10 protein-coding genes are annotated in these 13,292 nt (G+C 43.3%); 6 read left to right on the top strand and 4 right to left on the bottom strand.

Annotation, left to right across the window (positions count from 1 at the left end):
• The first annotated feature begins 241 nt into the window (after window positions 1-241).
• On the top strand, window positions 242-2,686 hold the full coding sequence (gene fadE, locus BSR11_RS08595; RefSeq protein ID WP_072669980.1) for an acyl-CoA dehydrogenase FadE: 2,445 nt from the start codon (window positions 242-244) through the stop codon (window positions 2,684-2,686).
• A gap of 125 nt (window positions 2,687-2,811) precedes the next feature.
• Here fadE and BSR11_RS08600 read toward each other — a convergent pair whose 3' ends face one another.
• Window positions 2,812-4,065, bottom strand: a complete 1,254-nt coding sequence (locus BSR11_RS08600; RefSeq protein WP_072669981.1) for a TIGR03503 family protein — start codon at window positions 4,063-4,065, stop codon at window positions 2,812-2,814.
• A gap of 8 nt (window positions 4,066-4,073) precedes the next feature.
• Window positions 4,074-4,814 (bottom strand): DNA polymerase III subunit epsilon, encoded by a 741-nt coding sequence (gene dnaQ, locus BSR11_RS08605; RefSeq protein ID WP_072669982.1) that lies wholly within the window; start codon window positions 4,812-4,814, stop codon window positions 4,074-4,076.
• Between the two features lie 56 nt (window positions 4,815-4,870).
• On the opposite strand from dnaQ, the gene rnhA reads away from it, so the two are divergent.
• On the top strand, window positions 4,871-5,332 hold the full coding sequence (gene rnhA / locus BSR11_RS08610) for a ribonuclease HI (protein WP_072669983.1): 462 nt from the start codon (window positions 4,871-4,873) through the stop codon (window positions 5,330-5,332).
• Window positions 5,333-5,413: 81 nt separating this feature from the next.
• Here the strand turns inward: rnhA and BSR11_RS08615 are convergent, their stop codons facing one another.
• Window positions 5,414-6,148 carry a class I SAM-dependent methyltransferase gene (locus BSR11_RS08615; RefSeq protein WP_072669984.1) on the bottom strand — a complete coding sequence of 245 codons (735 nt, stop codon included), beginning with the start codon at window positions 6,146-6,148 and terminating at the stop codon, window positions 5,414-5,416.
• A gap of 36 nt (window positions 6,149-6,184) precedes the next feature.
• Here BSR11_RS08615 and gloB point away from each other — a divergent pair, with 36 nt between their 5' ends.
• Together gloB and BSR11_RS08625 are read left to right on the top strand one after the other, a co-directional pair.
• Window positions 6,185-6,943, top strand: coding sequence for a hydroxyacylglutathione hydrolase (gene gloB / locus BSR11_RS08620; RefSeq protein ID WP_072669985.1), 759 nt, complete (start codon window positions 6,185-6,187; stop codon window positions 6,941-6,943).
• Between the two features lie 72 nt (window positions 6,944-7,015).
• A complete protein-coding gene (locus tag BSR11_RS08625) occupies window positions 7,016-8,596 on the top strand; it encodes a LysM peptidoglycan-binding domain-containing protein (protein ID WP_072669986.1) in 1,581 nt (526 codons plus the stop codon).
• Between the two features lie 156 nt (window positions 8,597-8,752).
• Here the strand turns inward: BSR11_RS08625 and BSR11_RS08630 are convergent, their stop codons facing one another.
• Window positions 8,753-9,178: a phosphate-starvation-inducible protein PsiE gene (locus BSR11_RS08630; protein ID WP_072669987.1), complete on the bottom strand. Its 426-nt coding sequence runs from the start codon at window positions 9,176-9,178 to the stop codon at window positions 8,753-8,755.
• A gap of 316 nt (window positions 9,179-9,494) precedes the next feature.
• On the opposite strand from BSR11_RS08630, the gene BSR11_RS08635 reads away from it, so the two are divergent.
• Window positions 9,495-10,703, top strand: coding sequence for an acyl-homoserine-lactone synthase (locus BSR11_RS08635; protein ID WP_072669988.1), 1,209 nt, complete (start codon window positions 9,495-9,497; stop codon window positions 10,701-10,703).
• Window positions 10,696-13,242: a quorum-sensing autoinducer 1 sensor kinase/phosphatase LuxN gene (gene luxN / locus BSR11_RS08640; protein WP_072669989.1), complete on the top strand. Its 2,547-nt coding sequence runs from the start codon at window positions 10,696-10,698 to the stop codon at window positions 13,240-13,242. Before BSR11_RS08635 ends, luxN begins: the two co-directional genes overlap by 8 nt.
• Window positions 13,243-13,292: the final 50 nt, after the last annotated feature.

The following is a 13,292-nucleotide window of genomic DNA, read 5'->3' on the forward strand; positions in this document are numbered from 1 at the left end:
TGCCGTTGAGTTTACCCAAACGAGGCTATCTGTCGAGAGTCAGCACTCAACAAATTGACCTAATCTGATGTTATTTCCACTCCAAAATTGACGCTTGACGCACAATTTACAGTTTTCTTTTCACTGAGATCACTTTTTGACCGATTTGACGTTTTACATTTCATTAATATATTGATTACAATCCAACTGGTTAGACCACCCAACCAATCAGGTCTCATTGAGTCTGTAAAAGGAAATAATTATGGATATCTTGCTCTCTATACTTGGAGTCTTGTTGGTCTTAAGCGCTTGCTTATACCATCGCACTTCACTCTTTACTGGATTAGTCGCTTTAACCTTAACCATGTTTGGCTTAACTTTGTTTGGTCCAATAGGCTTCTTTGGCTGGGTTATCTATTTAGCAGCAATCGCTATTTTTGCGGTACCATCCGTTCGCCAAAGTTTAATCAGTGGTAAAGCTCTACGTGTCTTTAAAAAAGTTTTACCTGCTATGTCACAAACAGAGAAAGAGGCCCTCGAAGCGGGAACTGTATGGTGGGAAGCCGAACTATTTAAAGGTAAACCAGACTGGCAACAACTGAAAAATATCAAAGCTCCAACACTGAGTGCGGAAGAACAGGCTTTCTTAGATGGCCCGGTTAACGAAGTCTGCGCAATGGTTAATGACTATCAAGTCACTCATGAACTGGCCGATCTTCCCCCTGAAGTCTGGCAATATCTTAAAGATCATAAATTTTTCGCGATGATCATTAAGAAAAAGTACGGCGGTTTAGAATTTTCAGCTTATGCGCAATCTCTGGTACTGCAAAAATTAACTGGTGTATCGGGAGTACTTTCCTCCACCGTTGGTGTTCCAAACTCTTTAGGCCCAGGTGAGCTGTTGCAACATTATGGTACCCAAGAGCAGAAAGACTACTATTTACCTCGCCTCGCGGAAGGTAAAGAGATCCCCTGCTTTGCACTTACCAGCCCAGAAGCAGGCTCAGATGCTGGCTCTATTCCAGATTTTGGCGTGGTCTGCAAAGGCGAATGGGAAGGAAAAGAAGTACTTGGTATGCGTCTCACCTGGAACAAGCGTTATATCACTTTAGCGCCCGTCGCTACGGTACTTGGCTTAGCTTTTAAACTACGAGATCCTGATGGCTTATTAGGTGATACACCTGAGCTAGGTATTACCTGTGCTTTGATCCCAACTCACTTAAAAGGTGTTGAGATTGGTAATCGTCATTTCCCGCTCAATGTCCCTTTCCAAAATGGTCCGACCCGAGCGACCGATCTCTTTGTGCCCCTTGATTTCATCATTGGTGGGCCAAAAATGGCGGGGCAAGGCTGGCGTATGTTGGTGGAGTGTCTATCGGTTGGTCGTGGTATCACTCTTCCCTCAAACTCAACGGGGGGCCTAAAAACTGCGGCGTTAGCAACCGGAGCTTATGCACGTATACGTCGCCAGTTTAAACAGCCTATCGGCCAGATGGAAGGCATTGAAGAACCACTCGCTCGCTTAGGCGGTAACGCTTATGTGATGGATGCAGCGAGTAATTTAACCGTGGCAGGCATCGATTTAGGCGAAAAACCGTCGGTTATTTCAGCGATTGTTAAATATCACTGTACTCATCGTGGTCAACGCTCAATTATCGATGCGATGGATATTGTCGGCGGTAAAGGGATCTGCTTAGGCCCAGCCAACTTTTTGGCACGCGGTTACCAAGGTTCACCGATTGCCATTACCGTTGAGGGCGCGAATATTTTAACCCGCTCCATGATCATCTTTGGTCAGGGCGCAATCCGCTGCCATCCTTATGTGCTAAAAGAGATGGAAGCCGCATACTCAGACCGTTCAGATGCCGTTGAGCAGTTTGACCAAGCTCTTGCTGGCCATGTTTCCTTCACGTTAAGTAACTTGGTGCGCAGTATTTGGTTTGGGATTACCGATGGCTATGGCTCGGCAGCGCCAAACAAAGGCCCCACCAAGCGTTATTACCAAAAACTTAATCGTTACAGTGCCAACTTAGCACTACTGGCCGACATTTCGATGGCGGTATTGGGTGGTTCACTCAAACGTAGAGAGCGCTTATCCGCCCGTCTTGGAGACATATTAAGTCAATTATACTTAAGCTCTGCGACTCTAAAACGCTTTGAAAATGATGGGCGACCAAGTGAAGATTTACCATTCGTTCATTGGGGGCTGCAAGATAGCTTGAAGCAAACTGAACTAGCGATTGATGAGTTCTTAGCTAACTTCCCTAATCCTATTATTGGTAAGTTGCTTCGCGTTCTAATTATGCCTATTGGACGGGTTCGTAAAGCGCCCAATGACCATTTGGATAGTCAGGTTGCTCAGATCTTGCAAACCCCTAGTGCTGCACGTTCACGCTTAGGACGTAATCAATATTTATTGCCAACCGAACACAACCCAGCAGGTAAGATAGAACAAGCGTTGAGTATTATTCTCCAAGCTGAGCCAATCTTTACTAAGATGTGTGACGCGCTCAATCAGCGTCGCCCTTTTACTCAGTTGGATCAGCTAGCGAAAATCGGATTAGAGAAGCAGTTGCTTACTCAGTGGGAAGCGGATCTATTGATTGAAGCTGAGGCCCATCGTCTATACACGATTAACGTTGATGATTTTGACCCGCAGGAACTTGCAGCAAAAAAGTCTCACCCCAAACTCGAAGAAGTCGCGTAACTTCAAACGAGAAAAAGGGGACCACTCAATCAGAAAAAACAAGCGTTTAATACTTATCCGATAAACAAAAAGGAGGCTCGCCTCCTTTTTTGTTGCGGTTATTTTCTCTTCTTAGCAGTTGTAGTTTACGGTTTTTTCGGAATATTTAGATTCATTTCTTGCGTAGCAACCGCTTTCGCTTTCAGCTTACGACGAATAAACCATCCAGCAAGTGCAACAACAATAACAAAAAGATTACCAAAAATAATGTACATCATCGTACGCCGACGCGCTTGCTCTCGCATGTGTTGAATGAGCTTTTCTTGCTCTAAACGACGAAGATTTTCTAACTCAGCTTCTTGCATACGCCGAGTCGTCGCTAAATCAATTTCACTGACCACACCATAAGTTTGTTCTCGAATGGGAAAGATGAGCGGCCTTTGCGTGGATAAATCCGTTGCATAGACTTGCCCATTCCATGCAAAATTACCAAATTGCTTCTCATTAGGGACCGTTAGAACAACACCTAAAGCAGAAGGATCGGCTTGTCCTTGGGCAAGGAATGGTGGCTGCCCTAACTCTCGATGCTCGATATGAGCGACCATGGAGCCAGGCTCTATCATCCCTCGCTCACCATTAAAACTGATTTGGTGGGCGACACCTTGGGTACGAGATTGAATAAAGGTGGCCACGACAGGAGTGGGATAAACCAAAATCACCTGCTCTTGAGCGCGTAAAAAGACGCCATTGCCTGATGTAATACGCACACGATACTTACCCGGTTCAGGAGTTATCGGTAAAGCAACGGTAAAAACACCATCACCCGGCTTTTCATCTAATCCTCGACCATCATCGGTAAATTGACCAATGACTTCCGGAATTGGTCGCATTTCTTGAGGTAACTGTTGTTCATCGTCGACATAACGAGTAAAGGTCACGGTAAGCTTAACCCGATCAAGGAAATCTCTTAATAACAACGGCTCACCGTCCGAGGTTAAACGCGCGGTAAATTTAATTGTTTCATCTTGATATAAGCGATGTGGTAATTGATCAGTTTCCAATTGCAAATGCGAAATCAAACGCACGTGGTTATTGGGCGAAATCTGTCCGATAGCTTGCCATGGTCCCGGCATCGGTTTATCAATCGAAACAATGTCCATTGATGACTCTTGATACCATCGAACGTAATCAGGGTGACGAGAAGCATAATACTTAAAACCATCCGGGCGAACTAATACCACAGGACGGGAGTTTTGCTCTCGATAAATGACAAAGGTAATTTGTGAAATCGTAGGATCCACCCGAAAACGGTTATCAAGCAAGGTAAGCGATGATTCATTGCTGGCAAAACTTCCTATACTGCATAACAAACTCAGTATCACTATTCCTAGCCGTAACATACTCTCTCCTACTGACGCCAGAGGCAAATTCCACTTTTTTCAACCACATCCAAACGTTGTTGGTGAGCTTCTATTTCATCGGCTGATGCACGCAAAACCTTAAGGTTTTTCCTCTCACCTTGTACGCGCTGTACAAAACTACCAGCCGGCTCGCCACTTTGTGAACTGGCAGAAAACTGTAATGATGTCTGCCCCCCGGTCATTAATAAATAAACATCCGCGAGGATTTCCGCATCAAGCAAAGCGCCGTGCAAGGTTCGATGCGAATTATCTATCCCGTAACGATCACAAAGAATATCGAGGTTATTGCGCTTACCGGGGAAGATTTTCTTCGCCATCGCCAAGGTATCGGTAATTTTGCAATACTGCTCAGTTTTGCCGATCGCAGGGTTTACTTTGGCAAACTCATAATCCATAAAGCCGACGTCAAATGACGCGTTATGAGCCACTAACTCAGCCCCTTTGATAAAATCCAAAAACTCCTGATGGACTTCTTTATATTGTGGCTTATCGACTAAGAAGGCATCGGTAATACCATGAACTTCAATTGCTTGAGGTTGAATCTCACGATCCGGTTTTAAATAAACATGGAAATGCCGTCCAGTTAACTTGCGATTGATAATTTCAACCGCGCCGATCTCAATAATTCGGTGCCCTTCATAATGAGGTCCACCTTCAAAGTTCATACCCGTCGTTTCGGTATCAAGCACCACAATACGATTGTGTTGCGAATTGCTGCTAGTATTCATAAGGATATCTATGTCAGACTATGCCAATTGTGTGAATAATCCAATAGTATCAAATCATGAACAAACAAGTGGAAATTTTCACTGATGGGTCGTGCTTAGGTAATCCAGGCCCCGGTGGTTATGGCGTAGTGCTACGCTATAAACAAACCGAAAAAACCTTATCAAAAGGCTATCGTCTCACCACGAATAACCGAATGGAAATGCTCGCAGCAGTCATCGCACTGCAAAGCTTAAAAGAACCTTGCAATGTGATCCTAACCACCGACAGCCAATATGTTCGTCAAGGCATCACTCAATGGATTCATAACTGGAAGCAACGAGGCTGGAAAACGGCAGATAAAAAACCCGTGAAAAATGCCGATTTATGGCAAGCCTTAGAAAAAGAAACCGCAAGACATAAAGTAGACTGGCGCTGGGTAAAAGGCCACGCCGGTCACCGTGAAAATGAAATGTGTGATCAATTGGCACGTAGCGCGGCGGAAAACCCAACGGAAGACGATGTCGGTTATCAACCCTAAATTCATGACTACCAAGTCAACTTAGAATGGCACATAGGCTCGCTATCGTCTGGATCAACAAGCGCTTGGAAATAACATCAACTATTGATCTTCTGACTTGACCCGATAGTTAAAACCGACTGGCGAGAAACGCCGCTTCAAACGCCAGTGCGGTTTGATCGGTTTAAGTGGATAGGTTCGTTTACGAGCAACAATGAAATATAAGCTTCCTAACGGACTCGCCCAGCCACCCATGGCATTTTCTAACCAAGCCCACAGCGGACGATATTTTTGCATCGGAAAAAGCGCGTATTGATCACATTCTAACACTTGATAGTTCAGCACACTGAGCCAATCTTTAATGCGGCTCGAGGTAAACATTCGTCCACTCCAAGGAAGATTATGTTTGCGCCAAGGCATCATACTAGCAAGACCAGTTAAACTGATCGGATTAAAACCCGTAATAATCACATAGCCATCATCAATTAAAACTCGGTCTACTTCGCGCAATATTCGGTGTGGATCGTTACAGTAATCTAATTGATGAGCAATAATCGCGACATCAATACTCTTTTCCAAAAAGGGTAAATCATAAGCATCGGCGATAACCGTATGACGTGGATTATGGATATCCAGATGAACTTGATGTTGAATAGTACAATTACCACTGGACAGCTCACAGCTCAAACCACCCAATTTTAGCATGTGATAACCGAAAAGCTTAGGACACCACTCGTCAAGCCGGGTTTGAATAGATTCGCACACCCACTGGCCATTTTTGAGTTGGGACCAAGAATGCGGACTCTCAATTTTTTTTTGACTGCGTGCTGGTTTCATTGCTAAATCGCTTTACCACGTGACTGGAGATAACTCATGTTACACATCAAAAGCATACCTGCATTTAATGACAATTACATCTGGCTGATTGAAAATAGCGATCGCCGTTGTGCCGTCGTTGATCCTGGAGATGCTCAACCTGTTTTAGCTTACTTACAACAACAAAAATTAACCTTAGAAGCCATTCTGATCACTCATCACCATCACGATCATATCGGTGGTGTCTCCGAATTAGTCCGCCAATATCCTCATGTAGACGTTGTTGGGCCCGCTCAAGAACCGATCCCCACTCTCACTCATCCTGTTGAAGATGGTGACCAAATTGAGTTGTTCAATGAACGTTTTATGATCTTAGGCCTCCCCGGGCACACATTAGGTCATATCGGATACGTAGGCGACAGCAAGCTTTTTTGTGGCGATGTTCTGTTTTCTGCAGGCTGTGGTCGCGTATTTGAGGGCACAATGGAGCAAATGTTTTCCTCACTCAATAAATTACTGAGTCTACCGGAAGAAACCGAAATCTATTGTGCTCATGAATACACAGCCAGTAATGTCGCTTTTGCGATGGCAGTGGAGCCCGATAACGAACAGTTACAAATTTATCGAGATACGGTTATTCGTATGCGCGCACAAGGCCAACCTACACTCCCTACTACCTTACAACGTGAAAAATGGGTCAATCCTTTCTTACGTACCGAGGTTCCGAGCGTGATTAAGTCCGTCGCTAATCGAACGACGCAGCATGATCCACTCGCTATTTTTAGCGCCTTGCGTGAGTGGAAGAATGAATTTTAACGATTTGCTACTTGTCATCCGCTCAATACGACAAGTATTATCAGCAGCCAATTTATGACAAGGCTGTGTGATATGCGAGTACAATTCAGCTGGGTAATTGCACTGCTATTGGCAGGTTGCCAGCTTACCCAGCCAGAGATAGAGACCAGTTCAGAAACCAATGAAGGGAAGGTAAAAACCAACCATCAGCAGGTTCAAGTGCAAAAAGCACCGAAGAAAGCCGTTAAACCTCACGTGACGACGCCTAAAATTCAAGTTCGCTCACCGCAAGAACAAGATGATGTATGGCAACGTATTGCCATGCAACTAAGCTTACCAATCGCTGACGACCCCACGGTCGATTATTATCGTAATTGGTATCTTAATCATCCCAATCATCTCGTCACCGTTGCCAAACGTGCCGAACCATTTTTGTACTTAATCACTGAAAAGATTGAACAACGAGAGCTGCCGTTAGAGCTGGCTTTACTGCCGATCGTAGAAAGCTCATTCGATGCCTTTGCCTACTCTCATGGTCGAGCCGCCGGATTATGGCAATTTGTGCCCGCCACAGGCAATATGTTTGGTTTGGAGCAAAATTTTTGGTATGACGGACGTCGAGATGTGGTTGCCGCGACCGATGCCGCCCTCGAATACTTAGCTCGTTTGAATCGGCGTTTTGATGGTGATTGGTATTTAGCCATTGCAGCCTATAATAGCGGTGGTGGCCGAGTCTCAAGTGCAATAAGAAAAAATACTCGACTCGGTAAAGATACCGACTTTTTCTCTTTAGATTTGCCAAAAGAAACCAGTAGTTATGTGCCTAGACTACTCGCCCTGGCAGATATTGTTGCTAATCAAGAGCAATATGGGATCAGCATTCCTAGTATTCGTAATCAACCAGTATTAGCCTTGGTTGACCCTCAAGAGCAGTTAGATTTAGCCATTGCGGCCAATTATGCAGGGATCAGCGTTAAAGAATTACAAAGCTATAACCCCGCCTATAATCAGTGGGCGACTGCGCCAGAAGGTCCGCATCAACTATTAATACCCATCGATAAAGTGGATGAGTTTAGTGAGCAAGTCGAATCCAACCGTGGTAAAGGGATGAAGTTGGTTCGCTATCAAGTACAAGCCGGTGATAGCCTAAGTGTGATAGCTCAGCGGCACAACACCACCACACAAATTATTCAAACCGCTAACAATCTCACCAGTCATACGATTCGTGTCGGGCAACATTTAATGATCCCAACCTCAGTCACGGATGAAGAAGCTTACGCATTAAGCGCTAATAACCGCCTAGCAAGAACACAATCTTTAGCGCGAGGTCAATACAAACTGAATCACACCGTACGCAGTGGTGAAAGCCTATGGACAATCGCTCGCGCGCATAATGTTTCTTATCAAGCCCTAGCGCGTTGGAATGCGATGAGCCCACAAGATACTCTACGAGTGGGTCAACAATTGGTCATTTGGAAACAAAGCAGTGAAGGGGCGATCATCCGCACTGTATTTTATCAAGTGCGTAGTGGCGATACCTTAAGCGATATTGCTTCGCGCTTTAAGGTCAATACCCAAGATATCATCAAATGGAATGAGCTTGCCAATCAACGATACTTACAACCGGGGCAACGCTTAAAACTGTACGTGGATGTAACGCAAGTGAGCGTGTGAATCGGGTCAAAGAGTGATACGCAACGTATCACTCTTTTTTCGTGTATTAAAAAGACAAACACTTACCTTGTGATGATTGACCCTAAAGTGGCAACCTTGGTGTCAATCAGCCCACTTTGAGTATCAATAACGTTCTCATCAGCTTTGCTAAATTAACTATTCGTCTTTATCTTGAGTATGTCTATCGATGTACGGCCAATAGTGATGTCCAGCACGAATGAGCAGTGTTGCCGCTGCTAAAATAAACGCCGCAAAAGAGAGCCAAACAACAGGGATTGCATCCAAATCTTTCATACCTAAGGTAATATAACGGGCAATAGCCATTATCGCGATGTAGATAGGATAACGGACAGGAATTTTGCCATTAACGACAAATTGCTGCACCATCGCCAACACCTCGAGATAAATGAACATCAACAGGATATCCGTCAGTAATACTTGTTTTTCAACAAAAATATGTATGAACTCGTGTCCAATGGCATATACCGTTGCCAAAGTGATGGCAATAAGTAGTACCGCTTCCAATAGGTGAAACATTTTTAAAAATGGACGGCTAAACGATTTAGGTAAATTTGACGGCATAATGGTTTATCCCAATAAATCTAAATAGATAGACATTGAGTTTATCATGCTTACGCTCAGATTGATTAAGGGATTCAATACCTACTTAAACAAGGTTTATCGCTCAATCATCAGCCTCAGTCATTCTTCAATACTCTCATTTAACCACGTCACATTTTTTGAGCTATCCAAAACTAAGTTGTGAACGAACAACGCAAGTAGTAGACTTGCCATCGGATATGCTACTAGTTTTCAATATGTTATCGTTAATTAACTGAATATTACTAATGCTTTCCTCAATAAAAATAATTAAATAAACCTAGGCTAGGTTCACTCGATGCAATTAATATTATCTTTACGTTCACTGTTGACGGGCGATATGCCTGTTGACCAAAAACAACAAATGCTCATCGCGTTGGTAATCAACACCTATCCATCGCAACAGCGTTCCGAGCTATTCCTCTCGGTGACAGAGCATCGTAAACAGCAATTAGTCACTCTTTTTCCTGAGCATCGTAATAAAAGTTTCTCTGTATTATTTGAGCAGATCGACTATCGCGAACTCATTCAGAATTATCCAAGCACCTTATCTGAAGAGATAGCACTACTTGAGCAAGTAGTGAGCGAGTGTTACCGACATTGGCTGGACTTTTGGTGTGAATGTGAGATAGCAGCCATCAAAGCGAACTCCGTCATTGATACTGCCGCTAGTGATGATGGTGATGGTGATATTGAGCTGCCACTGGAAGATCAGGCTTACTATGGCTTATTGCTTGATAACATAGAAAATTCCGATCTTCTCGTCACGACGCCAAGTCATCCGCAAAAAATGCTCATCAAAGAGGCCATCACCTTAAGCAATCTTGAGCTGTTTATCAAAGGTGAAAAGTGGTACGAGATGTTGCCTCTATTGTCATTATCACAAGCGGGCAAACACTTCGTGTTGCTCAAACACCCTAATGACGGGCAGCTACCTATTTTAGTCGCTTCAATGTTAGTACAAGATTGGTCATCGCGTCAGACGTGGCTCAGTTATGCGCCGCAATTTAGCAATAAACAGTGGCAATTTTGTTTACCCGCTCAAGGGTATGATGCTTTTGCTGCCTTGCCTATTTTCCAGCCAGCATTGTCAAAATGCGACTCTCTACCAGAATTCGATCGGCAATTTCAATTACGATTGTCCGTCAAAAGCGCCGTCTGCGAAATACTGCGTTTTACCGTCAGTGGTAATACTCAACAAAAACTCTATTTTCTCTATCTTGCGCAAAAAGAACTGATGCGAGTAATGCATCAGTTCGGATACAAAATTGGTTTTACTATTATCGAACAACCTTTCATGCTTAAATTTTATCAAGTAATTGATCCAAAAGCATATTTTCACTCAGGATATTGTGATTTAAATAATAACGGTAAAAAAACTTACCGTGGATTTTGGAACTTCGAATCAATCAACAAAGTATTCAGCGATACCAATTATCGCACCTATAAACAAGCGGTTCGTCAAACCAGACAACACGCTGTACTAAAAAAGGAAGAGTATGCTTGATATCAATTTAGGGGCGATTCTCTATGCTAAAGCAATCACTCTTCTTACCACTGTCGCCCTGGTCTTGGCTTGGCTCACCTACTATTGCTATCGTCTCAAACAAAAAAATGAGGCCATTTGGGGGACATATCATGTCCCCTACATCGCGTATTCAATATGTATTATTGCATGGATCGGTAGCAACGCTTATTTCCATACCGATTTATTACCTGAGCTAGGGGCTTCTGTTGCGGTATTAGTCGCTAAATTAGCTAATCTTGCTTCGCTCTTTGCCTTCGCCTTTGCTTATTACTTCTCTTGTCAACTCGCCGCCGAGCAGCGCAATGGAAAAATCCACTTATGGCAACAAGCAATTTTTGTCATATTGACGGTCTATTCTCTGTTCATCAATCTAAGACCAGATCTGACCGTTGAACACGTCGAAATTTTAGCCCCTAGTCACTTCAGTATCGAATTTGGCTCACATACTTCCCATTTCTTTATTGGACTGGTGATGTTTGTTGTACTGACTCTGACCAACCTAATCACAATGCGAGCCAATAGCAGTAGAGTCACATTAGCCAGAACTAACTATATGATTGCCGGTATTTTGGTCTTCATGATATCTACAGCAACCATTCACCTTGGTATCACTTACTTCATGGGTGATTTTTCATTAACCTGGCTACCGCCAGCGCTCTCGATCAGTGAAATGTTATTTGTAGGCTATGCCCTATTAACATCACGCTTCTACAGTGTCGAATACCTTACTTACCTAGGCCTTAATACTCTGTTGGTGTGTGGTGTTTTGACTATCCCTTTAGGTGCCATTTTTATTCCTATCACAGATAGTCATCAGTGGCTGTTTGTCATTCCATTTTGCGCGCTGATCGGTATTACTTGGCAGCCACTTTATAAAAAAGTAAGTCGTTATGCCTCATTACTGATTTATGGCAATCGACAGACACCCGTTGAGCAAATTCTCGCTTTAGAAGAAGATTTTAAACTGTCCATCGATGATGCAATGCGCCGTTTGGGAGAATTATTACAAATACCAAGTGATAAGCTGCGTCTGGTTAGCAGTAACCACAGTGAGTCTGTTTACGCATGTTACCTTTCCTCTAAACAAACGGCCCTAGTCTTTGATGAACTGTTTGAAAAACTGAATGATAGAAACGCCGAAAAAAGTCCAGTCAAAGCGCTCTATGATAAAATGATCGCCAACAATACCGCATTAGTGATGCCACTATTCGGTCATGGTAAATCAGTGACACATTTATTAATATCGCCGCATAAGATCAATAATCAGATGTTTTCTCACGAAGAAATCTCTGCTCTTCAAACCTTATTAACCCGAATACAAAGTATTATTGAAGCCGATCGTCGCATTCATCAAAGCCGTGCACTGGCCAATTCGATCGCTCATGAAATGCGCAATCCACTGTCTCAAGTTCAATTGTGTTTTGAGATTTTAAAGAAGCATGTTGAACGTCAATCTTCTGCTCAACAGATAAAATTAGAGATAGAGAATGGCCAAGCTGCCATTCAACGTGGACGCCAACTCATAGATATCATCTTACGTGAAGTGAGCGATACTTCGCCAGAACACGAACCGGTGACAATGACTTCTATTCACAAAGCGGTCGATCAAGCAGTCAGCCAGTACGGTTTTGAGAATGAGAAAGTGATTGAGCGAATTCACTTACCACAACAAGACGACTTTGTCGTAAAACTCAATGAAACCTTATTCAACTTTGTTATTTTCAACCTGATTCGTAATGCCATCTATTATTTTGACTCCTATCCTAATAGTCAAATTGAAATAACAACCCAAATAGGCAGTTATGAACACGTATTAATATTTAAAGACACAGGGCCAGGTATTGATGAGGTTATTGCTGATAAGATTTTCGAGGACTTTTTCTCTTACCAAAAAAGTGGCGGGAGTGGTTTAGGGCTCGGCTATTGCCAACGCGTCATGCGTTCATTTGGTGGTCGGATTGAATGTAAATCTAAATTGGGGGAGTTTACAGAATTTCATTTGTACTTTCCGATTGTGCCCAATGCACCACGAGCAGATTCGCTGCGAACCCCTTATTTCAACGATTGGCACTCGAATCAAACAGTTAAGGAAGATAGCGTCCCCAATCCACAGCCGTTATCCAACCCTAATCCAACCCCGACCATACTGATTGTCGATGATAAAGAGATACAGCGTACATTGGTTAAACTGTATTTAGATCAACTTGGGATTGATAGCGTGCAAGCCAACAACGGTGAAAGTGCGGTAAATATCGTTAAAACACAGCCTATTGATTTGATTTTAATGGATATTCAAATGCCGGTCATGAATGGTTTTGAGGCTAGTCAAATCATCAAAGCGCATACGCCTAACACTCCAATCATCGCACTATCCGGAGAATCAGGTAACCATGAGCTAAAGATGATCAGCCTATTGATGGATGGCCGCCTAGAAAAACCGACCTCCTTATCGGCATTACAAGATCTGATTCGATATTGGTTTGGTAAAAATGTGCTATCGAATACTGAATATCAATAAGCCAACATAGCCAAGCTACCATCTGACACTGCGAGGTACAAACAAGCTGT

The sequence above is a fragment of the Vibrio injensis genome (assembly GCF_001895205.1).
Taxonomy (GTDB): domain Bacteria; phylum Pseudomonadota; class Gammaproteobacteria; order Enterobacterales; family Vibrionaceae; genus Vibrio; species Vibrio injensis.

Excerpts from the sequence above, each read along its gene's own strand:
- fadE (WP_072669980.1), top strand. The coding sequence starts at position 242 with ATGGATATCTTGCTCTCTATACTTGGAGTCTTGTTGGTCTTAAGCGCT.
- BSR11_RS08600 (WP_072669981.1), bottom strand. The coding sequence starts at position 4,065 with ATGTTACGGCTAGGAATAGTGATACTGAGTTTGTTATGCAGTATAGGA.
- dnaQ (WP_072669982.1), bottom strand. The coding sequence starts at position 4,814 with ATGAATACTAGCAGCAATTCGCAACACAATCGTATTGTGGTGCTTGAT.
- rnhA (WP_072669983.1), top strand. The coding sequence starts at position 4,871 with ATGAACAAACAAGTGGAAATTTTCACTGATGGGTCGTGCTTAGGTAAT.
- BSR11_RS08615 (WP_072669984.1), bottom strand. The coding sequence starts at position 6,148 with ATGAAACCAGCACGCAGTCAAAAAAAAATTGAGAGTCCGCATTCTTGG.
- gloB (WP_072669985.1), top strand. The coding sequence starts at position 6,185 with ATGTTACACATCAAAAGCATACCTGCATTTAATGACAATTACATCTGG.
- BSR11_RS08625 (WP_072669986.1), top strand. The coding sequence starts at position 7,016 with ATGCGAGTACAATTCAGCTGGGTAATTGCACTGCTATTGGCAGGTTGC.
- BSR11_RS08630 (WP_072669987.1), bottom strand. The coding sequence starts at position 9,178 with ATGCCGTCAAATTTACCTAAATCGTTTAGCCGTCCATTTTTAAAAATG.
- BSR11_RS08635 (WP_072669988.1), top strand. The coding sequence starts at position 9,495 with ATGCAATTAATATTATCTTTACGTTCACTGTTGACGGGCGATATGCCT.
- luxN (WP_072669989.1), top strand. The coding sequence starts at position 10,696 with ATGCTTGATATCAATTTAGGGGCGATTCTCTATGCTAAAGCAATCACT.